The organism is Arthrobacter sp. AIWTK1, from assembly GCF_056680535.1.
In genome coordinates this window covers 4,072,802-4,098,171 of sequence record NZ_CM155287.1, presented here as the reverse complement: position 1 = coordinate 4,098,171, position 25,370 = coordinate 4,072,802, and the positions used below count along the sequence as shown (strand labels likewise).

Here is a 25,370-nt window from a genome sequence, read left to right as displayed (position 1 = left end):
GCGATGGCATGGCGGAGTGCACTGAGTGCCCAGGCCGTCCTTTCGCAGGCTGCGTGGGTGGGCGTCCGCTTGATGATCGGCTACCGGGCCCTTGCCCTCGGCGCCGATCCCGTGTTCCTGGGGCTGCTCGCCTCCACGTTCGCCCTGCCCGCCCTCCTCGCGGCGTTGCCGGCGGGCCGGATTTCCGATCGTCGAGGCGGAACCGGCATGGCGCTCATCGGCCTGATCTCTGCAGCAGCCGGCACAGCCGTGCTTTTTGCCGTGCCGGGGCTGCCGTTCCTCCTGGTGGCAAGCGCGTTCATCGGCTTAGGGAACCTCCTGGTGATGGTGGGGCAGCAGACGTTCGTGGCGCACGTGAGCGCCAAGGGCTCGACGGAAGGCGCGTTCGGGACGCTGACGGCGGCTGCCTCGATCGGCCAGCTGATCGGACCACCCGCCGTGACGGTGGCCGCATCGCTCGGGGCCGGCGGCGGGGCTGCACCGGACACCAACCTGGGCCTGCTGGTGTGCCTCGGCTTCACCATGCTCGGCGCCCCTGCCTACTTCTTCCTGCGGCGCACCGACGGCGCACTCCGCCGGAAACGACACACTGTTAACAGCCAGCCGGCAAAGATCGGCGGGGTCCTGAAGACTCCCGGAATGTGGCGGTCCCTCGCGGTCAGCGGTGCCGTGCTGGTCACCGTGGATCTGATGTACGCCTTTGTGCCGGTCTGGGCCACGGAACAAAACATCAGCGCCACCGCGGTGGGACTCCTGCTGGCACTCCGGGCCGCCGTCTCCGTCCTCAGCAGGCTGGGGCTCATGCGGCTCATTGCCCGGTTCGGGCGGAAAGCGCTGCTGATCGTTTCCATTGCGGCGGCAGCCGTGGGACTGCTCGCCCTGCCCCTGACCGGACTTTACGGCGCCGTTGCCGTGATGGTGGGCCTCGGCCTGGGGCTGGGCATACCCCAGCCCCTCACCATGGCATGGGTCACCTCGCTGACGCACGCGTCCCACCACGGGGCAGCCCTTGGCCTCCGGCTGACCGTCAACCGGTTCGCGCAGATCTCGCTGCCGGTCGCGATGGGCGCCGCCGCAGCGCCGCTGGGCGTGCTGGGGATATTTTGGGCCAACGCGGCTCTGCTGGTCGGCGCGATCGTGGTGGTGGCCGGGTCCGACGCCGGCTCGGGGGACGGCGCCTCAGCCGTTGAACAGTCCGACGGCGGCTGACCCCGCAGGCGGCGACTGACCCGAAGGCGACGTCCCGGCCGGCGGGAACTGAGCGGACGACAGCGGCACTGGCGCGCCGCCGTCGTCCCGCCCTGCGGAACGGGCTGGCTTGACCGCCGCAGGACGGGCAGACTGAACGCATGAAACCGCTTTCTCGCGAAGAGCATGCCACCTTTCCGGGCGGCGGGAACGCCACACCGCCAACGGACTTTGCCGTCATTGGCGGCGGGTACCGGGCAGGCTTCTTCCTCCGTGTGGCCCAGGCGCTTCCGCACCTCTTCCGGGTCTGTGGCGTGGTGGCCCGGCGGGAGGAAAGCCGGGCAGCGGTGGAGGCGGAGTGGGGCGTCCCGGCGTATCCCACCCTGGCGGCCCTCCTTGACGAGGCCGCGCCCGACTTCGCGGTTGTATCCGTCAATGCCGGCGCGGCGCCCGGAGTAATCTCTGATGCCGCCTCGCACGGTCTTCCCGTGCTGACGGAAACCCCGCCGGCGCCGGACCTCGCGGGGCTCCTGTCCCTGTACCGGCTGGTGGAGGACGGGGCGCGGATCCAGGTTGCCGAGCAATACCACTTGGAACCGCTGCTCTCGGCGCAGATCGCAGTCGCCCGCTCAGGCCGGCTGGGCAGCGTCACGGAGGCCTTTGCCTCGGTCTGCCACGGATACCACGGGGTCAGCGTCCTCAGGCGGCTGCTGGGGATCGGGTTCGAAAACGCCGAGGTAACCGCCCACGAGTTCCGCTCGCGGATGCAGGCCGGACCCGACCGCTCCGGGGACCCGCAAGAAGACCGGCTGATCGACGAGGCCCACGTGTCCGCGCGGCTGGACTTCGGCGGCAGGCTGGGCGTCTTCGACTTCACCACGGATCAGTACCGCTCCTGGATCCGCTCGCCGCATGTGCTGGTCCGGGGCGACCGCGGTGAACTCCGCGACACCGACCTGCGCTATGTGGAGGACTTCCGCACGCCCATGCGCAGCGAAATCAGGCGCATCGGTGCCGGCCAGGCGGGCAACCACGAAGGCATGTTTCTCCGCGGCCTGGTGGAGTGCGGGAACTGGCTCTACCGGAACCCGTTCCTGCCCGCCCGGCTCGCCGACGACGAACTTTCCGTCGCCGCGCTGCTGCGGGGTATGGCCGACCACGTTCACGGCGGTCCGGAGGTGTACAGCCTCGCGGAAGCCTGCCAGGACCAGTACCTTGCCCTCACCATCCAGCAGTCCGTGGAATCAGGGGAGAGCATCCGGACCGAAACCCAGCCCTGGGCCGCCGCCTAGCGCACCTGCTGGAGCGCCGGGAGGTGTCCGCCGATCAGGGCAAGGTTCTGGATCACCGCCAGGCCGAACTGCGCGGCGTCGTTGGTGGACACTGTCAGGGCCTCGTCCACGGGAGTCAGGACGTACGGCGGTTGGATTTTCCGCAGCGTGAATGCCTCCTGGTGGTTGAGGTTTTCGCCGCCCTCCGCGAAGCTGTCCCAGGCCTGTGCGGCCAGCTCAGCGTCACCCAGCCGCGCGGCCGCGTAGGCGGAGAGCCGGCTGTGGGCCTGGGTCAGGTGGATGCCGTCCAGCGGCCAGCCCACCTCGGCGGCCTGCTCCTCTTCCGGGGCCAGGAACAGCCGGCAGTACTGCAGCCACGCGCGTTCAAACGCGGCATCCGGCACCAGGCTGACCAGTTCGCTGCAGATTTCCACTAGCCCAAACACGGCGCTCAGGTGCGAGACGCTGATGACTTCGCGGCCGGCGTCGAACCTTCCCTTATCCAGGTCGTACAGCGCTTCGCCCGTGAGGAAGCCGTATTTCAGGGCGCCGATGTCCGCCATCGTGCCCAGCAGGCGGTCCCGTGAGCGCGGGTTGCCGGTGCGTTCCCAGTCGGTCAGCCAGGTGGCGGCCAGCGATCCCCAGTCCGTTCCCAGGCCCACGGCCAGCGCGCTGCGGTCCGGCCGGTACGTGGCGATGTCCGGGCGCACCTTGCGGGTGGGGTCCAGGCCCAGGAAGTTCTGGTCGCTGTCCACGAGTTCGGAGAGCAGGTCGCCGGTGCGTTCGTCGGCCGTCAGGTAGTAATAGAACCGGCGGTAGGCGGGCGTGCTGATCCGCAGCTGCTTGGCGCTGCAGCCCCAGTGCTGGACGTTGTGCCGGGAGCCCAGGCCGCGCCACTCGCCCAGGTGGTAGACGTCCACTTCGCCGGTGTGGCGGGTCATGGCCTCGGCAAAACGGAACACGTCCGCCCGCCCGGACCGCAGGTACATGTACCAGAGCCACAGGTCGGGGGAGAGCTCCGAGTTGTCCCAGGCGTACCCGCCCACGTCGTAGCGCCAGACGTGCCGGTCGGCGTCGTAGGTGTGCATCACGTCGCCGTAGTTCCAGAACCCGTACCAGCGGCGCTGCTCCACCTGGCCGGTGTAGAAGTCGAAGAGGAAGTCCAGCTTGTCCTCCAGCCCGGCCCGCTCCGGCGTGCTGCGGTCCACGGGGGACCAGTCGCCGAACACGCCGGCCGAGTGCAGGTACTCCGGGGCGGCCTGCAGCAGGGGCGGCGTGGAGGAGGCCTCCACGTCGGCGGCGAGGGCGCGGGTGTCCGGAGTGGAGTCGTACGCGAACAGCGTCAGCTCGTGGGTGCGGGCGATGCCGCGGGGAGTGCCGAATCCCGGTTCGTAGTCCTCGTAGGTGATTTCCAGGCCCTCGAGCTGTTCCTCGAACGTGTCCTGACCCAGTCCGTCATGGTAGAACCGCAGATCCATGGGCTGGGCCTCGGGGGAGTACAGCCACGCCGTCACCTCTGCCTCGGCGGTGGCGGCGCCGCGGATGTCCAGCTGGCCCGGGTGGGACTGCCAGAAGTTGCGGACGCCGATGCCAAAGCCGCCGCTGGGAGTGCTGAGTGAGCAGAAGCCCGCAGCCCGCGTGCCGCCGGAAATTCCCACCCAGCCGTGGCCGTCGCCGGTCCGCTTGCGGAGCCCGAAGCCGTCCGCGCTCAACTGGGTCAGGGTGTAGTCGTTCCAGGCCGGGATCAGGTGCAGCCGCTTGGACACCAGTTCGCTCCACTCCGCCAGCGGTGGCGTTGCTTGTCCCGCTATCTGGGCGCGGCGGACGGCCTCGCCGGGGTCGCGGCGCAGGCCCGTCAGGCCGCGCACCGCCTCGGTGAGGAAACCGCCGTCGGCCCCGGCGATGCGCACATGCCTGTCGTGCAGCTGGCCCTCGAGCGGCACCGTGAACCGGACGCCGAGGCCGGCCAGGAAGTCACGCTCGGCATCGCCGTCCCAGATGAAGGAGTGCACCATCCGCACGCTGCGGGCTCCGGCGTGGAAGTAGAACCGGACCACGAACGGCAGCCAGTTGCGCCCGTCACCGCTGTGGCTGTCCGGGCGGTGCGAGCCTTCCAGCCGCACCACAGCGCGAACCGGACCGCTTTGTTCAAGCACGACGGCGGTCACCTCACCGGTGAACGCCTCCCGGCTGACGCTGCCGGGGCCGTCCGGGACACCGTCCTGGAGCAGGCTGACCAGTTTGCCATCGCGGGCCACCACGGTGCCGCCGCGGGAGAGGGTGGTGAACAGGGATGAGCCGCTTCGGTTGATGACCATGTCCAGCGTGCCGGTGGAGATGGTGATGGAGTCCTCGGTTTCCGTCACGGCGATCTCCTCGGCAGGTGCAGCCTCCGGTGATGGCCCGGCCTCCGGCGAGGCGCCGCCGCCGGACGTCACCCGGTAGTGCGCGGAGGCCGTGTCGGTGGCCGGCAGGGCAACGCCGGCCCACTTCAGCGAGCCGTCCGGCCACGTTGCCAGCGGCCAGGCCTGCGAGGCGACCGGCCGGCCTTCGGCGTCCGAGACGGAGAGTCCGCCGACGCCGGCCAGCGAACCCCGGGCGAAGGGCATGCCCCAGGTGGTGCCGCCGGAGAGCTCCGCGGGAGCATCGCCGTCGAGCCAGTTGAGTATTGCTTCGGTCGTCATCGTCCGTCTCCTTTTAAAGGCGCGAAGTCGCGAACCTTCATTCGGGTTGTCGTTCTTGTATCGTTTCAATTAATCGACTGAATGCCTGCCGCGCTGGAGTGACGGTGGTGGATAAGCGCGAGCCGGAAATCGCTTTCCGATCATTTCTAACAGCGATGACAGGGCGTGTCAACGAATTTGTCAGATTCGTGTGCGCTTTTGGGCGGTTCTGTGTGTGGTGGTTGCCGCTCCGGAGCCCTCGCGTCGTGGCTCCGGACCGCGGCCCCGTCGGATCCGCCGGTCAGCTCGCGCCGCGGCCGTCGGTATCGATGACGCAGAAGCGGTTGCCCTCCGGATCGGCCATGATCACGTAGTCCGCGTCCGCGGGCCTTTTGCTCCACTCAACGCGGGTGGCGCCCAGGCCCAGGAGCCGCTGCACTTCGCCGCTCTGGTCCTCGGTGTAGAGGTCCAGGTGGATGCGCGGCGGAATGTGGACCGAGGACGGCACGCGGTCCAGCGAGACGCAGGTGCCCACACCGCCCGGCGGCTGCAGGATCACGAAGTCGTCCTCGGGCTCATGCCGGGGTTCGAAGCCCAGGGCGGCCTGCCAAAAGGCCATCTGGGCCTCGAGGTCATCAACGCGGATCACGATCGAGCCAATGCTCAGCATCCGGCCAAGCTACACCGACGCAAAGTGCCCCGCAACGCTCCTGGACCTGTCCCTCCACTAGGCTGGCAGCAAAAGAACCCCTCCCGGCAGGCCGCGCTGCACCGGCACCGGCCTGCCCCGAGCCGACGGAGCTGTTGGAGAATCATGACCCGGAAGATCACTGTCAGCCTGCCCGATGCCGTACTTCGCGAATACCTGACGCCACACCCGGAGGTCACCGTGCTGGAGTGGGACTTCTCGGGCGAACCGCCGCAGGCGCAGATCGACATCGTGGTCCCGCCGTACATGGGCGGAACGGGCGTCCTCCGGAACCTTGAAGCCGTGGACACCGCCCTGGTGCAGAGCCAGTCGATCGGGTACGACGGCGTGGCGGACTCGCTCCCGGCCGGCCGGGTCTTCGCCAACGCGGCCGGCGTGCACGAAACCTCCACCGCGGAGCTGGTCCTCGCCATGATCCTGGCCAGCCAGCGGGAGTTTCCGCGGCTGATGCGCAACCAGCAGGAAGGCATCTGGGAAGGCCGGCCCACCGCCAGCCTGGCCGACCGGCGCGTTCTCATCGTGGGCTACGGCGGCGTGGGCAAAGCGATTGAGCAGCGGCTCATCCCGTTCGAAACCAGCGTCACCAGGGTGGCCAGCCGGCCGCGGACCGATGAAAACGGCGTGATCCACGGGATCGCCGAACTGCCGCAACTGCTGCCGGAGCACGACATTGTGGTGGTCGGCGTCCCGCTCAGCGACGCCACCACGCACCTGATCGACGACGCGTTCCTGGCGGCAATGCCCGACGGCGCGCTGCTGGTCAACGTGGCCCGCGGGCCGGTGGCGGACACCGAAGCCTTGGTCCGCCACACTGCGTCGGGACGGATCCGCGCCGCGCTGGACGTCACGGACCCCGAGCCGCTGCCGCAGCACCCGCTGTGGGGCGCGCCCGGCGTCATCATCACCCCGCACGTCGGCGGAGCAAGCTCCGCGATGCGCCCGCGCATGGGCCGGCTGCTGCAGCGGCAGATCGACCTGATGCTGGCGGGGGAGCCGCCGGTCAACGTGGTGCTGGGCGGCTGAACTACCCCCGGCCGCGCTGCAGACCTGTCAGCAAAGCCTCGCCGGTCTGCCTCCAGATGCCCTGGCCGGCTGTGTCCGCGGAATGCTCGGCCGCATCTTGAGCCACCAGCCAGTCCCCGAAATGCGTGATGTCCCTGCCCCGGGACGCCGCCTCAGCGTCGCAAGCGAAACCCACGGCCGTTGACCCGTCAGTGAGCCGGACCGATCCCAGCAGCATGGGTTCCGGAAGTTCCGCGAGGAACGATCCCAGAGCGGCCTCGGACAGCAGCCACCGTTCCGCGGCCAGTTCCGCGCCGTCGTCGGAACGAACGACGCCGGGCTTCGGCGGCTGAGTGTCCAGCGCCACCATCCGGTACCGCGCTGCCAGGGTAACCGGACCGTCCCAGAAGGCGCCCCGCCGTTCCAGTTCGTCCACCAGCGGCTGCCCCTTGCGGTGGGCGCCCACCACGACGAGCGGCACGGCCTGCGCGCCGGCGGCTACGGGCCACGGCAGCCGCTCCCCGTCGGCACGGCTAAGTGCGGCCCCGGACGCAAACAGTGACGGGAGGTCCGGCGTCGCCTCGATCCTGCGGGCGATATCGGCCACCACGCCGTCGTCGAACGTCCTCCCCACAACGGTGAGCCCGAACTGCGCGACACCGTCGCCTCCGGCGTCCGCGACGGTGCCGGCAGGCACTGCGACGGCGCACATATCGAAGAGGTTGCAGAAGTTGGTGTACGTACCCATCCGCGAGTTGACCCCCACCGGGTCCGCGGCCACCTCAGCCAATGTCGGGTGGAAGGGAGTGGTGGGCACGATCAGGGCATCGAACCCCTCGAGCCGGGACAGGGCTTCGCGCCTCAGCTCCTCCAGCGCCGCTGTGTCGCTGACGTACTGATGCGCGGCTACGCGGCCTGCCGCAGTGATGATGCCGGTGACCGTCGGGTCCAGCCCGGCGGCGGTGCCGCTTCCGGACTCGTCACCTGCCACCGCGGCCTCAATGAACGACCCGACGGCGGCGTGGCGCTCGGCCACGAGCGCGCCGTCGTACAGCAGCCGGGCCGCCTGCAGGAAGACGTCCAGTTCGATCGGCTCGGCGTCCACACCGGTGGAGCGCAGCCGTTCGATCTGTGCGCCAAACTCGGCAGCCCATTCCTCCGGGAGCGCCGGGAGCGACGCCGGGTAGGCCACCCGCGGCCGCGACGGCGCCGCCAGCCTTACGTCTGCAGGCCACGCCCGCGATTCTCCGGCCATGATCCCCATGGCCAGTTCCGCGGTCTCCAGGTCGCGGGCCAGGATGGTGGCGGTGTCCCAGGACCGGCAAGCGGGCACCATTCCCGCCGTGGACACCACGTTAAGGGTGGGCTTGATGCCCACGATTCCCTGCAGCCCCGCCGGAACCCGGCCGGAGCCGGCGGTGTCCGTTCCGATGGCGATGTCTACAAGCCCCAGGGCCACGGCCACGGCAGAGCCTGAACTGGAGCCGCCCGAGATCCGGTCCGGCCGCCGCGCATCGCGGACCGCGCCGTACGGGCTGCGGGTTCCCACGAGCCCGGTGGCGAACTGGTCCAGGTTCGTTGAGCCCAGCACCAGGGCGCCGGCGGCACGCAGCCGCGCCACTGCCACGGCATCTTCGGCGGGCTCGTAGCCGAAACCGGGGCACGCCGCCGTCGTGCTGACTCCGGCGACGTCCACGTTGTTCTTGACCGCCAGCAGGAGCCCGGCCAGGGGAAGTCCGCTGCCGGACGCCGCGTCGGCGTCGATGCGGGCGGCCTCGGCCAGCAGGTCCTCACGGCCCCGGACGTGGATCCAGATTTCGGGACGGTCGACGGCGTCGATCGCGGCGAGAGCCGCCGTCACCCGGGCGCTGGCTGATCCGCCGATGCCGCTCATGCCGCGCTCCCTTCGAGAACGAGCTCTTTTTCGTTCAGTTCCGCCGCTTCGAGGACCACCAGCGGTTCGCCTGCCACCACCTGGGACCCTGCGCTGGGCAGCACCCGGTGCACAATCCCGTCGCTGGGTGCGGTGAGCACGGTTTCCATTTTCATGGCTTCGATGGAGACCAGCGGCTGGCCCGCCACCACTTTGTCGCCAGGTGCCACGTCCACCTTCCAGACGCTCGCCGCGAACGGCGAGCTCACCAGGGTTCCGCCGGCGGGAACCACCACTTCCTCGGAAGGCGGCGCGACGGCGACTGCCTTCTCCGCGCGGTCGAACTCGCCGGCGTCCTCCCAGGCCTTGCGTTCGATGGCGAAAGCCTTCTCCTGCCGTGCACGGAACGCGGCGATCGAATCGCTGTTCTCATCGAGGAAGTCCTCGTGCTCGGCCAGGGAGAAGGTGCCGTCCTCGATCTCCACGCCCCGGCCGCGGCCGGCAGCCATGTCCGCCCGCAGGTCCAGGAGTTCCTCCGGGCTGACCGGGTACCAGGAGATCCGGTCGAAGAACCTCAGCAGCCACGGCGAGCCGGGCTCGAACGGAGCGGCCGTGGCGTGGCGGGACCAGACCTGCGTGGTGCGGCCGACGAACTGGTAGCCGCCCGGACCTTCCATGCCGTAGATGCACATGTACGCGCCGCCGATGCCCACGGCGTTTTCCGGGGTCCAGGTCCTGGCGGGGTTGTATTTCGTGGTGACCAGGCGGTGCCGCGGGTCCAGCGGCGTGGCCACGGGAGCGCCGAGGTAGACGTCGCCCAGGCCGAGCACCAGGTAGTCCGCGTTGAAGACGGTGTCGAAGACGTCGTTCACCGAATCCAGTCCGTTGATCCGGCGGATGAACTCGATGTTCCACGGGCACCACGGTGCGTCGTCCCGCACCCCCGCCATGTACCGCTCGATTGCCTCACGCGTTGCGGGGTCGTCCCAGGACAGCGGAAGCCTGACGGTGCGGCTCGGAACAACGAGCTCCGAGCTGGCGGGGAGGGCGGCGTCGATTTCCCGCACGATGCCCAGCAGGCGCGAGGTGGGGAGGACGGACGGATCGGCCTTGACCTGCAGCGAGCGGATGCCGGGCGTCAGGTCCACGATGCCGGGAAGCCGCAGCCGCTCGAGCTCCTGGTGCAGGGCGTGGACCCGGGCGCGGAGGCCGAGGTCCAGCACCATGTCGCCGTATTCCACGAGCAGGTTGTCGTCGCCGGAGCGGCGGTACGTGACCGCCGGGCGGCCGTCACCTTCGGGCACGCGGCCCAGCACGCCGTCGTCGCCGTCGCCCTGCGCGCGGCTGCTGCTGGAAGCAGGGAGCAGAACCTGCTGCCGGGCCGGGCCGAGCTCTTTGGCGGACGGCGCCTGGACGGTCTTCACCGGAACGAAGCGGACCGTGTCGCCGGGGCGGAGCTGGCCGAGCTTCCAGCGCTCGCCGGTCACCACGGTGACCGGGCAGACGAAGCCGCCCAGGCTCGGGCCGTCGGGGCCGAGCAGGATGGGGGTGTCCCCGGTGAAGTCCAGGGCGCCCACCGAGTAGGCGGTGTCGTGGATGTTGGAGGGGTGCAGGCCCGCCTCGCCGCCGTCGTTCCGTGCCCAGCGCGGCTTCGGGCCGATCAGGCGGACGCCGGTCCTGGCCGAGTTGAAGTGCACCTCGTAGGACGCAGCGAAAAGTTCGTTGATGTCCTCGCGCTGGAAGAACTCCGGGGCGCCGTGCGGTCCTTCCACCACCATGAGCTCCCACTGCCTGGTCAACGCCGGGCGGCTTTCGGCCGGAACCGGGGCGGGCACCGTGTCGGGCGCCGTTCCGGCCACGGAGCGGAGCACATCGCCGGCGCGCAGCACGCGGCCGCCGTGGCCGCCGAACTGGCCGAGGGTGAAGGTGGAGGCGCTGCCGAGGTAGGTCGGGATGTCCAGGCCGCCCTCGAAGAGAATGTAGCCGCGCAGCCCGGCACCCTCGGCCGATCCGACGTCGAGCACGCCGCCGGCGGGAACCGTGACGGGTTCCCAGGGCGGAACGGCATGCCCGTTGACGGTGACGGCCACCTCCGCGCCGGTGACGCAGACGGTGGTGTCGTGGGTGACGCGCAGCGCCGGGCCGGCCATGGTGAATTCGAGTCCGGGCGCACCTTCGGGGTTGCCCAGCGCCACGTTGCCCAACCGGAAGGAGAGGTCGTCCATGGGGCCGCTCGGCGGCACGCCCACCTGCCAGAGGCCGGTCCGTCCGGGCCAGTCCTGCACGCTGGTTTGCAGGCCGGGGCGCTCCACGGTGATGCGGGGTTCGGGGTCGCCCACGCTGTCCAGGGTGCTGGTGGAGTGCGCGGCGGCCCGGACCACATCCAGCCCGGTGACGGAGCGCAGCATGCCGAGGTTGGTTTCGATGCCGTCCATGCGGGTGTGCAACAGGGCGTCGGACAGGGAGTCGAGGGCCTCGTCCCGGCTGGCGCCGAAGGAGATGAGCTTGCCCAGGAGGGGGTCGTAGTTGGTGGACACCTCGCTGCCGGTTTCCACCCAGGCGTCAACGCGGACGACGTCGGCGCCCGGGTATTGGGCGTTGGTGACGGTTCCGGCGCTGGGCTGGAAGTTGCGGGCGGGGTCTTCGGCGTAGATGCGGGCTTCGACGGCGTGGCCTGTCACCGGAAGGCTGTCCGGCAGGCCGTCCAGCACGGGCTGCTGCTGGGCCAGGTTGAGCATCCATTCCACCAGGTCCACCCCGGTCACGGCTTCCGTGACCGGGTGCTCCACCTGCAGGCGGGCGTTCACTTCGAGGAAGGACGCTTCCTGCCGGACGGGGTCGTAGACGAACTCCACGGTGCCGGCGGAGCGGTAGCCCACGGAGGCGCAGAGCGCACGGGAGCTGCGGTGCAGTTCCTCGCGCAGTCCGGCCGGAAGGTCCGGCGCGGGCGCTTCTTCGAGGACTTTCTGGTGCCGGCGCTGCAGGGAGCAGTCACGGTCCCCGAGGCTGACCACGCGGCCTTCGCCGTCGCCGAAAATCTGCACCTCGACGTGGCGGGCATGTTCGATGTAGCGCTCGGCGAAGACCCCGGCGGTGCCGAAGCTCGAGCTGGCGAGCCGGGCCACCCGGGCGTAGTTCTCGGCCAGTTCGGCTTCGGTGCGGCAGACGGCCATGCCGATGCCGCCGCCTCCGCCGGTTGCCTTGAGCATCAGCGGAAAGCCGATCGTGGCGGAGGCCGTGATGGCTGCGTCGAGGTCCTCAAGCAGTCCGGAGCCGGCGATCATGGGCACTCCGGCGCGCTGGGCGGCGTCCCGGGCGGTGTGCTTGGTGCCGAAGATCCGCAGCTGGTCCGGGGTGGGGCCGACGAAGACGAGCCCGGCGGCTTCCACGGCCTCGGCGAACCCGGCGTCCTCGGACAGGAAGCCGTAGCCGGGGTGGATGGCGCCGGCGCCGGTGGCTGCCGCGGCGGCCAGGATGGCGTCGACCCGGAGGTAGGACTCCTTGGCGGGTGCCGGCCCCAGCAGGACGGCTTCGTCGGCGAGGCGCACGTGCTTGGCGCCGCGATCCGCCTCGGAGAAGACGGCCACGGTGCGCAGCCCGATCTTCCTGGCGGACTCGATGATGCGGCAGGCGATTTCGCCGCGGTTGGCGACGAGCAGGGTGTCGAAGCGGTTCATCGGGAGGCCTCCGGGCGGGTGACGATCATGCGCACGGGCGTGGGGTTGAAGCCGTTGCAGGGGTTGTTGATCTGGGGGCAGTTGGAAACCAGGACCAGGGTGTCGGCCTCGGCGCGGAGGGCCACCCGTTTCCCGGGAGCGGAGAGCCCGTCCACGATGCCGAGGGCGCCGTCCGGGTCCACGGGGACGTTCATGAACCAGTTGATGTTGGAGACGAGGTCCGGCTTGCCGAGGCCCCATTTGGAGCCTTCGATGAGGAAGTTCTCCACGCAGGCGTGCTGTTCGTGGGTGTGCTGGCCGTAGCGCAGGGTGTTGGATTCCTGCGAGCAGGCGCCGCCGATGGTGTCGTGGACACCCACTTCATCGGCCACGACGGTCATGAGCGGTTCGCCGCTGTCAGCCCTGAGGACGGATCCGGTGGTGAGGAAGATGGAGCCCTGCGCGGCGATGGTTGCGGCGGCGGAGTACCGGGCAGCGGTGTCTCCGTCTGCGTAGAGCAGGCAGTCCACGGCCTGGTTTCCCTCAAGGTCCACGATGGTGAGGACGTCCCCGGCTTCCACCACGGCGGACCACGGGCCGCGGGCTTCGACGTATTCGTCCAGGACGACGCGCCCCGGGACCAGGGCGGCAGTAGCGGCGTCCGGCTGGGTTGCCTGCGGCTGGACGGTCAGTGTGCTGGTGTTCATGCGGAAGTCCTTGCGGTGAAGTCGTGTTCGGTGTTCTGGAGGGCGAGCAGGTGCTCGGGGCCGGGCGTGAATCCCAGGTTTCCGGCGGCAAGGGCTGCGAGGTCTTCGGGTGCCTGCCAGGCGACGATGTCCACGGTGCTTCCGGTGAAGTCCGGCCGCGGGTCCAGCGGGTGGGCCGTGTTGGCCAGCACCAGCACGGCGTCCATCTGGAGGAGAAGTTCGACGGCGGTGCCGGCACCGGCGCTGCCGGTGAACCGGATGGTGCCGTCCGCGTCCACGGCGGTGCCCTTGAAGAAGGAGATCGACGGCGGCACTTCCCGCTGGCTGATGCCGTGCTTGAGGGCGCCGAGTGTGAGCAGTTCACGGCCGGCGGGTGACGCGCTGTGCGCGGAGCCTGCACCGTATTTGGCCTGGTTGCCTGCAATGCTGGTGGTTCCGGTGAGGGCGTCGTGCCTGCCGGAGGAGTCGGCCACGAGGGTGGCCATCAGCCGGCCGGCATCGGAGAGCAGCGGATGCCCCGGACCGAGGTAGGCCTGCCACGGGACCTTGACGGTGTCCGCGACGTTGATCCGCTCGTAGCTCGCACCGGCCCGGAACAGCACGGCGTGGACGCAGGCGTCGCCGTCGGTATCGGTCAGCCGGATCCTGGTTCCGCGGGCCAGTTCCAGGTGGGTGTACCGGCCGAACGCGAGGGATTCTGCCCAGGTGAGCGAGGCGGCGGCCTCCGCCGGCAGCCCCGCCGTGAGGCGGTCGGGGGCCGTTGCCGCGGGCACGTGGATCATGGTGTCCGCCGTCCGTCCGTGCTGGGCGCGGGCATGGGCGCGCGCACCCGCCGTGGTGGCGGTTCCGGCAGTGTCGGTTCCGGCGGCGGGCAGTGCGGATTCGAGGGTCTGTGTCATGTCAGTCATCTCTTAGCTGTGTTGGCTGTTATAGCTGTGTTTGGCTGTTGTGCAGGTCGTCGGGCGGCTACGCTGCGGGAGCGTCGGAGGTCTTGCGGCTGCGCACCCAGATGCCCAGGAGCAGCACGGCCCCCACGATGAGCGGTGCGGAGAACAGCAGGAGTCCGTTTTCGCCGCTGGGGTCGTAGACCTCGGGGCGCGGCCAGGCGAGATTTACCACCATCACGGCGCCGTAGAGGACGGCCAGGACGTTGACGGGAAGCCCCCAGCGGCCCAGCGAGAACAGCCCGCCCGGCATGGTCTGGCCCACCCGGTCCCAGTCTCCGCGCAGGCGGCTGAGCAGCTGCGGAACAGTGACCAGGAGGTAGGCCAGGTACACCATGACGATGCAGACGCTGCAGAGCGTGGTGAACAGGGCGGCGTTGCCGATGTTGATGGCAAGAACTCCGACGGCGAGGCCGCCGATGGCGATGGACGGCCACATCGGCGTGCCGCGCTCCGGGTGGACCGAGGAGAGAAGGGCGGAGGCGGGGAGTTTACCGTCGCGGGCCATCGAGAACACCAGGCGGGATCCCGCGGTCTGGATGGCCAGGGTGCAGACGAAGATCGCGACGGCGACGTCCACCAGGAGGACCTTGCCCCAGAAGGTTCCCAGGACGGCGGTCAGCACGTAGGGCAGGCCCTCGGCGGCGAGGCGCCCGTCGTCGAGGCTGGGTGCGGCCATGAGCGCGGTGATGATCATGAGCCCGCCGCCGATGCCGGAAATGATCAGGGCCGACAGGATGGTGCGGGGCGCCGTCTTCCGCGGGTTCTTTGTCTCCTCCGAGAGTTCCCCGGCGGAGTTGAAACCGACCATGACGTAGGCGGCCATGAGTCCGGAGACGAGGAACGCACCCACGGCTCCGAGGTCCGAGCCGGCCACCACGCTGACGTCCGCCACTACCTCGGGTCCGCGCTGGGCAGCGGAAATCAGGGCCAGGATGACGGCGGCCACACCCACGATTTCGCAGGTCACGCCGATGGAGTTGACGTGGGACATCAGCTTGACGCCCAGGCAGTTGATCACCGTGGTGACCACCAGGAGTGCCGCGCCGAGGACTACTGCGTTGGCGGCGCCGGTGACGGTGGCCAGCGCGGGATCCCCGCCCACCACCTGGAAGCCGTCCCACAGCTGCGGGAGGACCACCTGGAGTGCGATGGCTGCGGCTGCCGCCGTGACAACCTGGGCGATGGACATGAACCAGCCGGCGAACCAGCCCACCACTTCGCCGCCCATCCTGCGGGACCACTGGTAGACGGCGCCGGAGAGCGGGTAGCGGGCGGCGAGCTCGGCGAAGTTCAGGGCAACGAGCAACTGGCCGATCAGTACCACCGGCCAAGTCCAGAAGAACGCGGGTCCGGCGAAGGAGTAGCCGAAGGCAAAAAGCTGGAAGATGGTGGTCAGGATGGAAACGAACGAGAATCCTGCGGCAAAGGAGGCGTAGCGGCCAAGTTTGCGGTGCAGTGACGGCTGGTAGCCGAGCGAGGTCAGGTCTGCATCGTCTGCGTGGGCGGACGCCGTCGAAATGGTGGAAGTCATCGGTTTCTCCGTGTCTGGAACGGGGGCTGGTGACCACATCTGGGTAGCCGCTATATGGCCCCTCCCGAAATACCGGTCACTTGATAGTTTTCCAGCGCCGTGTCCCGGTTCCGTTTCACCCGTGTAAAAGCTGGATTTCCAGGTGTTTCAGTTCTGTGAACAAAAACTCACCGGTGCCCGGCCCCGCCGGCCCGGCGCATTCGGCACTGTCAGGCGGTGTAAGAATGTGGGGTGACTTCAGCCGGACCGGGTCGACCCCGCAAGCAGCAGCCAGTGCGCCCGGGGGCCACCGCCCGGGACGAAATCCTCGATGCCGCCGCCGAACTCTTCACGGGCCAGGGTTTCGCGAACACCTCCACGCGGGCGGTCGCCGATGCCGTGGGCATGCGCCAGTCGTCGCTCTACCATCACTTCGGCACGAAGGATGACATCCTCGGCGAGCTGCTTAAGGGCACTGTGGCCGGCGGCCTGGAGTTCGCGAGGGCTGTCTGCGCGGCTCCCCGGCCGGCCGGCGCAGTGGCGGCGGCCGCAGCGCTCCACTCAGTCGCGCTTTATGACGGGAGCTTGCTGTGCAATGCCCGTTGGAACCTTGGCATCCTCTATCACCTGCCGGAGGCGCGGGCGGAGCGTTTTGAACCGTTCATGGCGGACAGGCGCGAGTTGCGGCAGCTGTACCGGGACCTGGGCCAGGGGGTCGTGGATCTGGTTCCGGCACCCGGCGGTGCCGGCAGCGCGCCCCTCGGTGAGCTGGCGTTCCGCATGGTTGAGTCATTGATCAACCTCCGCGCCGACGGGCTCGCGGACAATGACTCAGCCGCGCAGACTGCTGATGCCGCCGTCGTGCTGGCGGGCCTCTCCGCCGAACTGGGCGAGGTTCGCACACTCAGCAGGAACCTGATCTCGGAACACGGCCGCTAGCTCAAGGGCCCGGACACCCCCGGCCGAGCGGCCGGCACCGTACCCCGCGGCTGGGTCCGGGCAACTAAATCCGGCAGCTGCTACTGCCGCCTTTCTTCGCGGACTGGTCTGAGCCGGTGCGGCGCCCCGTCTGCGGGTGCGACGGGGAACGTGCACGTGAACTCGCCCCGGTAGCCAAAAAGGAACCCCAGAGCGGGATTCCGCACCTGCATTTGAATGGTGAAGACTCCGCGGGCGTCGTCAAAATTCTCATACAGCTCCGCGGTGCCCGTGAAGGCCGGCGGGAGGGTAAACCCGATGAGGCCTTCGTAGAACCGCTGGTCCGTGGACTGGAGATGAAGAGACCCGTCCGGCATGACCTCCAGGACGAGGCCGGTGGCCAGGTGCTGGTGGGTGCCGAGGTAGTCGATGATTCGCCCGGTGTCCGGACTGTAAACCATGGTGGCGTCGAACCGGCGGTATCTTGCCCGGGGGAGTTCCAAGGTGCGGACGAAGGTGACAGTGGGCCGGCCGAAACTATCGATATAGGGATAGTTCTCGATGGTGAACGGGACGTCCTCTCCCTGGTCGGGAAAGAGGATGTTGCGGTATGCCCCGAGCCGCAGGAAAGGGACCGTCCACCATGCCCCGCGGCGGACCTCCGAGAAAACCCCGCGTCCTACGCACGCGTAGCCTGCCCCGGCGTCAACACCGAACCGTTTCTGCAGCATGGGGTGGAGCCGGTTGAAGTCCGGGCCGAGCGCCAGCTCAAAGATCGACGCCACGGTTACTTCCCGCCTGCCGGCTGGCTTTCGCTGCCCGGCGACGGAAGCGACGGAGGCGACGGAAGCGACGGAAGCGCCGCAAGGGCGGACGGGGCCCGCCCGGACCGCGGATCCGGAGCTTGCCGCAGGCACCGCCCGGCCCGCGGAACTGTCCGGTGCGGCGGGAGGATCCATGAGGCCAGCGCCGCGGTGACGGCCAGGGCAGTGGCCGCGGCCGCGTGCTGTCCCGTGAGTGCACGCCGGAGTAGCAGGGCGGAAGCGATGAAGCCGCCGGACCGGGCTGCGGCGTCGATGATCCACCGGTTCCGTGAGTCCCGCGGGTCAATGTCCGACTCCGCCCACAAACGCAGGCGGTCGAAGCTTATGGCCGTCGCCCAGCCCAACGCCGGCCGGATGACACGGCCGTCCATCATCTTTCCGAGGACGCCCATTCCCGGCCGGTAGTTGTAACCGGTGATGAAGCGCACCCCGCCGGCCGTGGGGATATATCGCCAATAGCCGGATCCCGGCCCTATGGGGGAGAGTGCATCGGCGGTGGCGAATTTCAGCACGGAGGTGGCCTGCCCGTCGCCGCGGAACCGGTGGCCCAGGGACGTCCCGGTGCCTTTGATGGTGTGGAACGGCAGCCGGAACTCATAACGAAAACTGACGGGCCCGCCGTCGTCACCGCCAGTCGGGACGATGCGGGAAAACCGCAGGTCCCACCGGGGATGCAGATCCGGATCCTGGCTCAGCGTCCAGAGCCGGTCCATTGATGTGCGAATACCGATTTCGACGTAGATCTGCCCGCGCGTCCCCGGCGATTTATCGCTCTGATGCTCCCCCATTCCAGCATCCTAATTCGCCGCCGGGCCGTCCGCCTCCGTGCTAGGCGCTGGTGGCGTCCTGCACTTCGCCCACGAGCTCTTCGATGATGTCCTCCAGGAAGAGGACGCCGGTGGTGTTCCCGTGTTCGTCGAAGACCCGGGCCACGTGGGCGCCGGTGCGGCGCATGGTGGCCAGCGCGTCCTCGAGGTCGCTACCGCTGAACGCGGACGCGAGCCGGCGGATCCGCTTGGCGGGCACGGGCCTGGCGAACTTTTCCGGCGTCGTCAGGTCCATGACGTCCTTGAGGTGCAGGTAACCGGAGGGCACGCCGTCGTCGTCCGTGAGGATGTAGCGGGAGAACCCGTGCCGGGCCACCGCGCTCTGGATGTCCGCCGGCGTCGCAGATGCCGGCAGGAGCACCATCCCGCTGATGGGCACTTCCACGTCCGCCACGGTCTTGGCGGTGAACTCGAAGGCTGCATTCAGCGTGCCGGTGGTGTCCGTGAGCATGCCGTCCCGGGTGGACTGCTCCACGATGTTCGCCACCTCATCCAGGGTGTAGGCGCTGGTGGCCTCATCCTTGGGCTGGACCTTGAAGAGCCGCAGGATGGAGTTGGCGATCCCGTTGAGGGTCCAGATCACCGGCTTGAACACCCGCGCCACCATCACCAGCGGCGGGGCCAGGATGAGCGCGGCCCGGGTGGGGACGGAGAAGGAAATGTTCTTGGGGACCATCTCGCCAATGACCACGTGCAGGAACGTCACCAGCAGCAGCGCGGCCACGAAGGCGATGATGCCGATCGCTTCGCCGGAGAGGGACGTCAGGCCCAGCGGGATTTCCAGCAGGTGGTGGATGGCGGGTTCGGAAACGTTCAGGATCACCAGCGAGCACACGGTGATGCCCAGCTGGCTGGTGGCCAGCATCAGCGTGGCGTGCTCCATGGCCCACAGCGTGGTCTTGGCGGCCTTGCTGCCGGCCTCCGCTTTGGGCTCGATCTGCGAGCGGCGGGCGGAGATGACCGCGAACTCGGCTCCCACGAAGAAGGCGTTGACCACCAGGAGCACCACCAGCCAGATGATGCCGGGAAGGTATTCACTCATGGGTCAGCTCCGAGGTGAGGGTGTCGATGATGCGGTCGTGCGGGCTCTGGGGTGCTTCCTGAGATTCGTCCGGCGTGAAGCGGAGGCGCTCCACGTGGGTGCCCACCACGCGTTCCACGCGCAGCGTCCCGCCGTTGACGGTGACTTCGTCCCCGAGCTCGGGGATCCGGTCCAGCTGGTCGGTGACGAAGCCCGCGAGGGTGTCGTACTCCTCGCCGTCGGGGACTGCAATCCCTGTCCGGTCCAGCAGTTCGTCCGGGCGCAGTGAAGCATCGAACGTGATGGAGCGCCCGGTCCGGACCACGCCCACGCGTGCGCGGTCGTGTTCGTCCTCGAGCTCGCCCACGATCTCTTCCACCAGGTCTTCAAGGGTGACGATGCCGGCCGTTCCGCCGTGCTCGTCGGACACGATGGCCACCTGGAGGCCCTGTTTGCGGAGCAGGACCAGCAGCGTGTCCACGCCCATGGACTCGGGGACGCGCAGCGGCTCGATCATGAGGCTGGCGGCGGTCACGCTGCCACGTTCCTCCAGTGCCACAGCGAACGCCTGCTTGACGTGCAGGACGCCCAGGACGTCGTCGCGGTCCCGTCCGATCACCGGGAAGCGCGAGTAGCCGGTGGACGTGGCCAGGGTGACGATCTGTTCCGCCGTATCGTCGGCGTTCACCGCCGTCATCCGGACGCGGGGCGTCATGACGTCGGCAGCGGAGTGCTCAGAAAAGCGGAGGGTGCGGTGCAGCAGGACCGCATGGTCGACGTCGAGCACGCCCTCCAGCGCGGAGCGCCGCACCAGGGAGCTGAGTTCCTCGGCGCTGCGCGCGCCGGAAAGCTCTTCTTTCGGCTCGATGCCGAACGAGCGGATGATGCCGTTGGCGGTGTTGTTGAACAGCAGGATCACCGGCTTGAAGACGGCGGTGAACAGGGCCTGGAACGGAACCACGATCTTGGCGGTGGCCAGCGGCAGGGCCAGGGCGAAGTTCTTCGGGACGAGTTCGCCGATCACCATGGAGAAGATGGTGGCCAGGAAGATGCCCGCCACGGCGCCGATCCCGGGCACCACGGACTCAGGCAGGCCTGCGGCCAGCAACGGTCCGCTGAGCATCTTGCTGATGGCCGGTTCAAAGGTGTAGCCGGTGAGGAGCGTGGTCAGCGTAATTCCGAGCTGCGCTCCGGAGAGGTGCGTCGAGGTGATCTTGAGGGCCTTGATGGTGGGCGCAAGGCGTTTCTCGCCGCGGGCCTGGCGGGCCTCAAGGTCGTTCCGGTCAAGGTTGACCAGCGCGAACTCGGACGCAACGAAGAAGCCGGTACCCACCGTGAGGACGAGGCCGATACCGAGCATGATCCATTCATACATTCGGGCGCCCCTCTCCCGCGGTGGCCGGTGAACCGGTCAGAAGGTGGAGGGGCTCGGGCATATGTGAAGGAGGGTCATCCATAGTGCGGACAAGTCTACGGGATGCGGCGCCGCCGGCTTAGGCGTGTGCGCCGTGGGCGAAAAGCTGTGGCGTGGGCGGCGCCCGCCCGTTCCGGAGTTGATTATTGCCGGCCTGTTCCAAATGGAAAATTGAGGTCCTATTGAGCTGCAATTTCTCCTGACGAAAGATTGCGGATTCCTTTTCGAATACTTTCTGACCGCTTGCGTTTCCGTTGAAAAAATCGGAGTCAACAATCAAATTGACTAATTCCGGTGGGGAGCTGCGGAACCAGTGCGTGACTATTCGAATGATGTTCCCGGAACTGCGGGTGCCGGACTTCTGTGATTACGGTCCTTATCCCTGCGCACAATGAGGCTGCAGGTATCTCTGACACGCTTGAATCCCTCACATCCCAGACCCTTCCGCCGGACCGGGTGGTGGTTGTTGCGGACAACTGCACTGACGCCACCGAGGAAATCGCCTTGGCACTTGGCGCCGAGGTCATCCGCACTGTTGGAAACACGGACAAAAAGGCGGGAGCCTTGAACTTCGCGCTGGAGGGACTGCTGCCGGGCGCAAATCCGGCGGACATGATCCTCATCCAGGACGCTGATTCGCAGCTGAGTCGTGACTTCATCGAGCGGGCAACCGCCCACCTGACCGCGGACAGGCGGCTTGGTGCCGTGGGCGGCGTCTTCCGGGGCGCATCGGGCGGCGGTTTCGTCGGCCACCTGCAGCGGAACGAGTACGCCCGGTACGCGCGGGACGTTAAGCGGCTTCACGGCAAATGCCTGGTGGTGACGGGAACGGCCGCGCTGTTCCGTGTCCGGACCCTGGCGGACGTCATCGAAGCCCGGCTGAACGGCACGCTTCCGCCCGGCAACGGCAGGGGAGGCGTCTACGACACCTCCGTGCTGACCGAGGACAACGAGTTGTCCTTCGCCCTGCTGACCTTGAACTACCGCATCAAATCGCCGTCCGACTGCACGCTCGTCACGGAAATCATGCCCACCTGGCGCGAACTCTGGGCGCAGCGGCTGAGGTGGAAGCGGGGAGCGGTGGAGAACTGCGTCCAGTACGGCTGGACCAGGGTCACCCGGCCCTATTGGGGGAGGCAGGCCCTCTCCGTGACGGGAATTCTGGTGTCGATGGCCTACTTCGGAACGGTGGCTTTTGCACTGGGCACGGGAGAAGGGCTGCACATGCATCCTTTCTGGATCGCCGTGACCGGTGTCTTCGTGATCGAACGGGTAGTGACTGTGCGGCTGCGCGGCTGGAGGTACATGCTGGCGGCCGCAACGATGTACGAACTTCTGATCGACCTGTTCCTTCAGGTGGTCCACGCGAAGGCTTACGTGGATGCAGCGCTCAACAAAAAGAAAGCTTGGTAACACTATGTACAGCAATCCAGCAGCTCCCGCAGCGGCCGGCGTCGGGGCCGGAACCCTCGCCGTAACCGGGGCCGGTGACCTCTTTTGGTTCGCCCTGGCGGCCTTCGCCCTCCTGGCACTCGGCCTTGCCGTCAAGCGCATTGTGCCGGTCAAGGCCGCCAAGTAACTCCGGCCTGATCGGGCGGGTGGCCCGGATTCGCTACGAATCCGGGCCACCCGTTTTCGTTCGGCTCAGGTGACCACGCTGACGGTGCTGGAGCATGCAGCAACATCGCAGACCTTGTAGTTAGTGGTTGCTCCGCCCTTGAACTTGTTCACGTAGCTGCCCGTGTTGGGGACGGTCTTAGGGGTGCCGTTGATCCAGAGCGTGACGTTGGATCCGGTGGCCCCGGTCCACGTCAGGGTGGTGGAATTGACGCCTTTGACCTTGCTGTTGGCCGCCGTCAGCTTGATGGGGGACTCGGCCACCGGCGTTGTGCTGGCGGCCGGTGTGAACGAGAAGTCCCGGATCACCACGGACTCCGGCTTCACATGTTCGGGATCGCCGCCACCCCCGCCTGTGACCCACAGGTTGAAGTGGATGGCTTCCTTGGCCGGCACCGGAACGGTGCTTCCCTGCAGGACCGTGCGTTTGAGCAGGGCGCCGCCGTACCCTTCGCCGGCAAAGGTTTCGAACGTGATCTTTCCGGGCTCCCAGACCATTTTGTGGGTGAGGATTGCGTCGTTCGTCGTATCAAAGACGATGGTGTTGTTGCCCTGCCCCGGCGGTTTGGTGGCGTCAAACCAGTAGCCGTGTGCCTGGGTTACGGGCCAGGATTCCCCGTAGCTTGCACCGCCGCCCCAGGCGGACGCCTCGCACAGGTCGATCTCGTTGTAGCCGGGAGCGGCCAGGGGGTCGTAGGTGAACAGGCATCCCCACACCACTTCCTTCTGGAGGGCGCTCACATCCTTCTCCACCGTGGTGCTGTATGTGCCGTAGCCGAATCCCTGCCGGGTGGACTGGAACTCGGCCCCGACGGGGGCGGTTCCGGTCGGGTTGGTGAGTGAAAGCTTGACGTATCCGTTGCTGTCGGGATTGCTGACGTTGGCCGCGTCGAAGGCCTTGTTGAACTGTGGCGCACCGCCCCAGAACCGCTTTTCCCAGTTGAATCCCTTCCAGGCGAAGCTGCCCGCGGGCCCCGGGTTCGGGTCCATGGGAGTGGTGTCGGCGGCCTGAGCCGACGTTGTTGCGGACAACATGACCAGGCTGGCGGCTGCCAGCATTGCAAGCGGTCTGTTCAGCCAAACCGCTTTTGCGACGCGAGACCTCAAGGAAACCATTTAACGCCCCCTACTTTTGCGCTGATGACAGCAGCGCCGCGCCCCCAGTGAGCACATGATGATCATCATTCAGCGGGGTGGGCTTGGCAATAGATAAATGCTGATATCTGCATTTTGACTTTCCTCAATAAATGGACAATTTTTACGCAATTCCTAGTTGAGGAATTAGTGGTACTTACTAAAGCTGAATAAGCACGAGAATTTCTGAGGGGTTTTGATGGTTACGCGCGGCATGGCTGTGGTGGTTGACGGCGACGGTCGCAACAGGGCATCTCTGGAGGAGCTGCTGGTCCAATCGGGATTCGACGTTGTTGCCACGGCAACCGGCGCCGAGGGGGTGGCTGCCGTCCGGAAGCACGACCCCGTCCTGGTCACTTTGGAGGTGGGGCTCCCCGACTTCGACGGCATCGAGGCCTCCCGCCGGATCCGTACCTTCAGCCACGCCTACGTGATCATGGTCAGCGCACTGGCGAGCGAAGCGGATGCACTGCTGGGCCTCGAGGCCGGCGCTGACGACTACCTGGCCAAGCCCTTCCGTCCCCGCGAGCTGCGGGCCAGGATCGCCGCCATGCTCCGCCGGCCCAGGCGCCACGCGCTGGTGGAAGCGGCGCAGTGCGAGGCCGGCCACTTCGCCGCCAAACCGGATGACGCGGAGCTGCCCGCACCCGCCTCCGGCGCCCGCCGTCACCTGGCCGCCCCGGCAGCTGGGGGTCCGGCCGCCAGGACCGGATGGGACTTTGAACACCGGGGCCTTGCCCTGATGGACAGCACACGCGCCGTGTCAGTGGACGGACAAGCCATTGACCTCACCCGGACCCAGTTCGAGTTACTCCGCGCACTGCTCCGCAACAAAGGGGCGGTGCTGACGAAGGCGGACCTCGCCCGCCAGTTGCGCAATGAGCCCCCAGTCGCCGGGGTCGCCGCGGCAGCCCGGGACGAGCGTGTGCTGGAGGTTCATATGGGCAACCTTCGCAAGCGCCTGGGCGACAGCTCCCGTTCGCCGCGGTGGGTGCAGACAGTCAGGGGAGTGGGCTACCAGCTGACCGCGCCGTAGCACCCCCCGCCCGCCGCTAACCCGCCTGCCACTGACCCGCCCGCCGCTAAATCGACACGCGGCCGCTCACCACGGCCCGGCTGGTTCCGCCGATCCAGATGTCCTCATCTTCGACGCTGACCGAAACCACGCCGCCGCGTCCCAGGACGGTGCCTTGCTGGACGGTGTAATCGCCGCGCACCACCCCTTCGCCGAGAAGCCACTGTGCCAGCCCGGCATTGAGGCTGCCGGTTACCGGGTCTTCGGGCACGCTGAGCCCGGGAACGAACGCACGGACTTCGAAGTCCGCCGGTCCTCCCGCCGCGTAGCTGCCGATCACGCCGACACAGAGCTGATCCATCAGGGCGAAGTCGGGCTGCAGCTCCAGCACCTGCTCCGCCGATTCGAGCCGGATTCCCAGCCAGCCCGGGCCGTTGTCCACCCAGTTGCTGCCCAGGACCTGGCCGGCGTCGATGCCCAGGCTGGCGATGGCCTGCGCCAGCGCTTCAGGTTCCACCGCGCCCGAGCGGACCAGCGGCGGTGCCGCGAAGGCCAGTTCCGTACCGGCGCGGCGGATCTTCACCAGCCCCGCCTCGCATTCCTGCAGCAGCTCTCCGTCACGGAACGGCTGTCCGCCCTCTTCCAGCCAAGCGTGGGCCGAGCCCAGCGTGGGATGCCCGGCAAAAGGCAGTTCGGACGCCGGCGTAAAGATCCTCAGCTTGTAGTCCGCTTCCGGGTGCGACGGCTTCAGCAGGAACGTGGTCTCCGACAGATTGGTCCAGTTCGCGAAGCTCTGCATCTGTTCTGTGGTCAGTCCGTCCGCGTCATGTACGACGGCGACGGGGTTCCCGGCTTTCGGTCCCGGGGCAAAGACGTCTACCTGGGAGAAGGGATATTCGTTCACAACGGTGGGCATGCTGGTCTCTCTGGATCTCGGGAAAACGTCGGCGGGAGCCGTCTTCCACCACGGTAGGCGGCGGTCAGGCAGGGAAACCATAGCCAATTCCCGAAAGTGGCCTTGCCGTACGGCCGGTAACATCGCCTGCCGTTCCGCCGGAGGGCACTCCGGGGCAA

At 68.1% G+C, this 25,370-nt stretch carries 20 protein-coding genes; 7 read left to right on the top strand and 13 right to left on the bottom strand.

Going from position 1 to position 25,370, the window contains the following annotated elements; translation table 11 throughout:
- Positions 1–3: 3 nt before the first annotated feature.
- Together AC1MDG_RS18795 and AC1MDG_RS18790 are read left to right on the top strand one after the other, a co-directional pair.
- Positions 4–1,209 (top strand): MFS transporter, encoded by a 1,206-nt coding sequence (locus AC1MDG_RS18795; RefSeq protein ID WP_479809139.1) that lies wholly within the window; start codon positions 4–6, stop codon positions 1,207–1,209.
- A gap of 140 nt (positions 1,210–1,349) precedes the next feature.
- Positions 1,350–2,480 carry a Gfo/Idh/MocA family protein gene (locus tag AC1MDG_RS18790; RefSeq protein WP_479805964.1) on the top strand — a complete coding sequence of 377 codons (1,131 nt, stop codon included), beginning with the start codon at positions 1,350–1,352 and terminating at the stop codon, positions 2,478–2,480.
- On the opposite strand, the gene AC1MDG_RS18785 is transcribed toward AC1MDG_RS18790, so the two are convergent.
- Entirely contained in the window at positions 2,477–5,143 is a 2,667-nt protein-coding gene (locus tag AC1MDG_RS18785; protein WP_479805962.1) for an exo-rhamnogalacturonan lyase family protein, read from the bottom strand. The genes AC1MDG_RS18790 and AC1MDG_RS18785 overlap by 4 nt on opposite strands.
- Positions 5,144–5,423: 280 nt before the next feature.
- Positions 5,424–5,792, bottom strand: a complete 369-nt coding sequence (locus AC1MDG_RS18780; RefSeq protein ID WP_479805960.1) for a VOC family protein — start codon at positions 5,790–5,792, stop codon at positions 5,424–5,426.
- A 144-nt stretch (positions 5,793–5,936) separates the two neighbouring features.
- Here AC1MDG_RS18780 and AC1MDG_RS18775 point away from each other — a divergent pair, with 144 nt between their 5' ends.
- The gene (locus AC1MDG_RS18775; RefSeq protein WP_479805958.1) at positions 5,937–6,854 is read left to right on the top strand and encodes a 2-hydroxyacid dehydrogenase; all 918 of its coding nucleotides are present in this window, start codon (positions 5,937–5,939) and stop codon (positions 6,852–6,854) included.
- 1 nt (position 6,855) lies between these two features.
- Here AC1MDG_RS18775 and atzF read toward each other — a convergent pair whose 3' ends face one another.
- The 5 genes from atzF to AC1MDG_RS18750 form a co-directional block, all read right to left on the bottom strand.
- Entirely contained in the window at positions 6,856–8,727 is a 1,872-nt protein-coding gene (atzF, locus tag AC1MDG_RS18770; RefSeq protein ID WP_479805956.1) for an allophanate hydrolase, read from the bottom strand.
- Positions 8,724–12,383, bottom strand: coding sequence for an urea carboxylase (gene uca / locus AC1MDG_RS18765; protein WP_479805954.1), 3,660 nt, complete (start codon positions 12,381–12,383; stop codon positions 8,724–8,726). Before uca ends, atzF begins: the two co-directional genes overlap by 4 nt.
- Positions 12,380–13,069, bottom strand: a complete 690-nt coding sequence (locus AC1MDG_RS18760) for an urea amidolyase associated protein UAAP2 (RefSeq protein ID WP_043484422.1) — start codon at positions 13,067–13,069, stop codon at positions 12,380–12,382. Before AC1MDG_RS18760 ends, uca begins: the two co-directional genes overlap by 4 nt.
- Positions 13,066–13,968 carry an urea amidolyase associated protein UAAP1 gene (locus AC1MDG_RS18755; RefSeq protein ID WP_479809138.1) on the bottom strand — a complete coding sequence of 301 codons (903 nt, stop codon included), beginning with the start codon at positions 13,966–13,968 and terminating at the stop codon, positions 13,066–13,068. The genes AC1MDG_RS18760 and AC1MDG_RS18755 overlap by 4 nt, the downstream gene beginning before the upstream one ends.
- Before the next feature lie 67 nt (positions 13,969–14,035).
- On the bottom strand, positions 14,036–15,547 hold the full coding sequence (locus AC1MDG_RS18750) for an amino acid permease (protein WP_479805952.1): 1,512 nt from the start codon (positions 15,545–15,547) through the stop codon (positions 14,036–14,038).
- 231 nt (positions 15,548–15,778) lie between these two features.
- On the opposite strand from AC1MDG_RS18750, the gene AC1MDG_RS18745 reads away from it, so the two are divergent.
- Positions 15,779–16,465: a TetR/AcrR family transcriptional regulator gene (locus tag AC1MDG_RS18745; protein WP_479805951.1), complete on the top strand. Its 687-nt coding sequence runs from the start codon at positions 15,779–15,781 to the stop codon at positions 16,463–16,465.
- Between the two features lie 80 nt (positions 16,466–16,545).
- On the opposite strand, the gene AC1MDG_RS18740 is transcribed toward AC1MDG_RS18745, so the two are convergent.
- Genes AC1MDG_RS18740 through AC1MDG_RS18725 form a run of 4 tightly spaced genes read right to left on the bottom strand, consistent with a single transcriptional unit; the run spans position 16,546 to position 20,491 of the window.
- Positions 16,546–17,229, bottom strand: a complete 684-nt coding sequence (locus tag AC1MDG_RS18740; protein ID WP_479805950.1) for a DUF4166 domain-containing protein — start codon at positions 17,227–17,229, stop codon at positions 16,546–16,548.
- Between the two features lie 2 nt (positions 17,230–17,231).
- Positions 17,232–18,056, bottom strand: a complete 825-nt coding sequence (locus AC1MDG_RS18735) for a hypothetical protein (protein WP_479805948.1) — start codon at positions 18,054–18,056, stop codon at positions 17,232–17,234.
- 40 nt (positions 18,057–18,096) lie between these two features.
- Complete coding sequence (locus AC1MDG_RS18730) at positions 18,097–19,137, bottom strand: hemolysin family protein (RefSeq protein WP_479805947.1); 1,041 nt, start codon at positions 19,135–19,137, stop codon at positions 18,097–18,099.
- Positions 19,130–20,491, bottom strand: a complete 1,362-nt coding sequence (locus AC1MDG_RS18725) for a hemolysin family protein (protein WP_479805945.1) — start codon at positions 20,489–20,491, stop codon at positions 19,130–19,132. Before AC1MDG_RS18725 ends, AC1MDG_RS18730 begins: the two co-directional genes overlap by 8 nt.
- A 402-nt stretch (positions 20,492–20,893) precedes the next feature.
- Here AC1MDG_RS18725 and AC1MDG_RS18720 point away from each other — a divergent pair, with 402 nt between their 5' ends.
- Together AC1MDG_RS18720 and AC1MDG_RS18715 are read left to right on the top strand one after the other, a co-directional pair.
- Positions 20,894–21,943, top strand: coding sequence for a glycosyltransferase family 2 protein (locus AC1MDG_RS18720; RefSeq protein ID WP_479805943.1), 1,050 nt, complete (start codon positions 20,894–20,896; stop codon positions 21,941–21,943).
- Between the two features lie 4 nt (positions 21,944–21,947).
- A complete protein-coding gene (locus AC1MDG_RS18715; protein WP_479805941.1) occupies positions 21,948–22,109 on the top strand; it encodes a hypothetical protein in 162 nt (53 codons plus the stop codon).
- 65 nt (positions 22,110–22,174) lie between these two features.
- Here AC1MDG_RS18715 and AC1MDG_RS18710 read toward each other — a convergent pair whose 3' ends face one another.
- Positions 22,175–23,206 carry a LamG domain-containing protein gene (locus AC1MDG_RS18710; protein WP_479805939.1) on the bottom strand — a complete coding sequence of 344 codons (1,032 nt, stop codon included), beginning with the start codon at positions 23,204–23,206 and terminating at the stop codon, positions 22,175–22,177.
- A gap of 274 nt (positions 23,207–23,480) precedes the next feature.
- Here AC1MDG_RS18710 and AC1MDG_RS18705 point away from each other — a divergent pair, with 274 nt between their 5' ends.
- On the top strand, positions 23,481–24,317 hold the full coding sequence (locus tag AC1MDG_RS18705) for a response regulator transcription factor (protein ID WP_479805937.1): 837 nt from the start codon (positions 23,481–23,483) through the stop codon (positions 24,315–24,317).
- A gap of 46 nt (positions 24,318–24,363) precedes the next feature.
- On the opposite strand, the gene AC1MDG_RS18700 is transcribed toward AC1MDG_RS18705, so the two are convergent.
- A complete protein-coding gene (locus tag AC1MDG_RS18700) occupies positions 24,364–25,212 on the bottom strand; it encodes a PhzF family phenazine biosynthesis protein (protein ID WP_479805935.1) in 849 nt (282 codons plus the stop codon).
- Positions 25,213–25,370: the final 158 nt, after the last annotated feature.

What these genes read in the sequence shown, in the direction of transcription:
- AC1MDG_RS18715 (WP_479805941.1), top strand. Translation starts at nt 21,948, where the DNA reads ATGTACAGCAATCCAGCAGCTCCCGCAGCGGCCGGCGTCGGGGCCGGA.
- AC1MDG_RS18760 (WP_043484422.1), bottom strand. Translation starts at nt 13,069, where the DNA reads ATGAACACCAGCACACTGACCGTCCAGCCGCAGGCAACCCAGCCGGAC.
- AC1MDG_RS18705 (WP_479805937.1), top strand. Translation starts at nt 23,481, where the DNA reads ATGGTTACGCGCGGCATGGCTGTGGTGGTTGACGGCGACGGTCGCAAC.
- AC1MDG_RS18730 (WP_479805947.1), bottom strand. Translation starts at nt 19,137, where the DNA reads ATGAGTGAATACCTTCCCGGCATCATCTGGCTGGTGGTGCTCCTGGTG.
- AC1MDG_RS18790 (WP_479805964.1), top strand. Translation starts at nt 1,350, where the DNA reads ATGAAACCGCTTTCTCGCGAAGAGCATGCCACCTTTCCGGGCGGCGGG.
- AC1MDG_RS18775 (WP_479805958.1), top strand. Translation starts at nt 5,937, where the DNA reads ATGACCCGGAAGATCACTGTCAGCCTGCCCGATGCCGTACTTCGCGAA.
- AC1MDG_RS18780 (WP_479805960.1), bottom strand. Translation starts at nt 5,792, where the DNA reads ATGCTGAGCATTGGCTCGATCGTGATCCGCGTTGATGACCTCGAGGCC.
- AC1MDG_RS18750 (WP_479805952.1), bottom strand. Translation starts at nt 15,547, where the DNA reads ATGACTTCCACCATTTCGACGGCGTCCGCCCACGCAGACGATGCAGAC.
- AC1MDG_RS18795 (WP_479809139.1), top strand. Translation starts at nt 4, where the DNA reads ATGGCATGGCGGAGTGCACTGAGTGCCCAGGCCGTCCTTTCGCAGGCT.
- AC1MDG_RS18755 (WP_479809138.1), bottom strand. Translation starts at nt 13,968, where the DNA reads ATGACACAGACCCTCGAATCCGCACTGCCCGCCGCCGGAACCGACACT.
- AC1MDG_RS18735 (WP_479805948.1), bottom strand. Translation starts at nt 18,056, where the DNA reads ATGGGGGAGCATCAGAGCGATAAATCGCCGGGGACGCGCGGGCAGATC.
- uca (WP_479805954.1), bottom strand. Translation starts at nt 12,383, where the DNA reads ATGAACCGCTTCGACACCCTGCTCGTCGCCAACCGCGGCGAAATCGCC.
- AC1MDG_RS18725 (WP_479805945.1), bottom strand. Translation starts at nt 20,491, where the DNA reads ATGTATGAATGGATCATGCTCGGTATCGGCCTCGTCCTCACGGTGGGT.
- atzF (WP_479805956.1), bottom strand. Translation starts at nt 8,727, where the DNA reads ATGAGCGGCATCGGCGGATCAGCCAGCGCCCGGGTGACGGCGGCTCTC.
- AC1MDG_RS18785 (WP_479805962.1), bottom strand. Translation starts at nt 5,143, where the DNA reads ATGACGACCGAAGCAATACTCAACTGGCTCGACGGCGATGCTCCCGCG.
- AC1MDG_RS18700 (WP_479805935.1), bottom strand. Translation starts at nt 25,212, where the DNA reads ATGCCCACCGTTGTGAACGAATATCCCTTCTCCCAGGTAGACGTCTTT.
- AC1MDG_RS18710 (WP_479805939.1), bottom strand. Translation starts at nt 23,206, where the DNA reads ATGCTGGCAGCCGCCAGCCTGGTCATGTTGTCCGCAACAACGTCGGCT.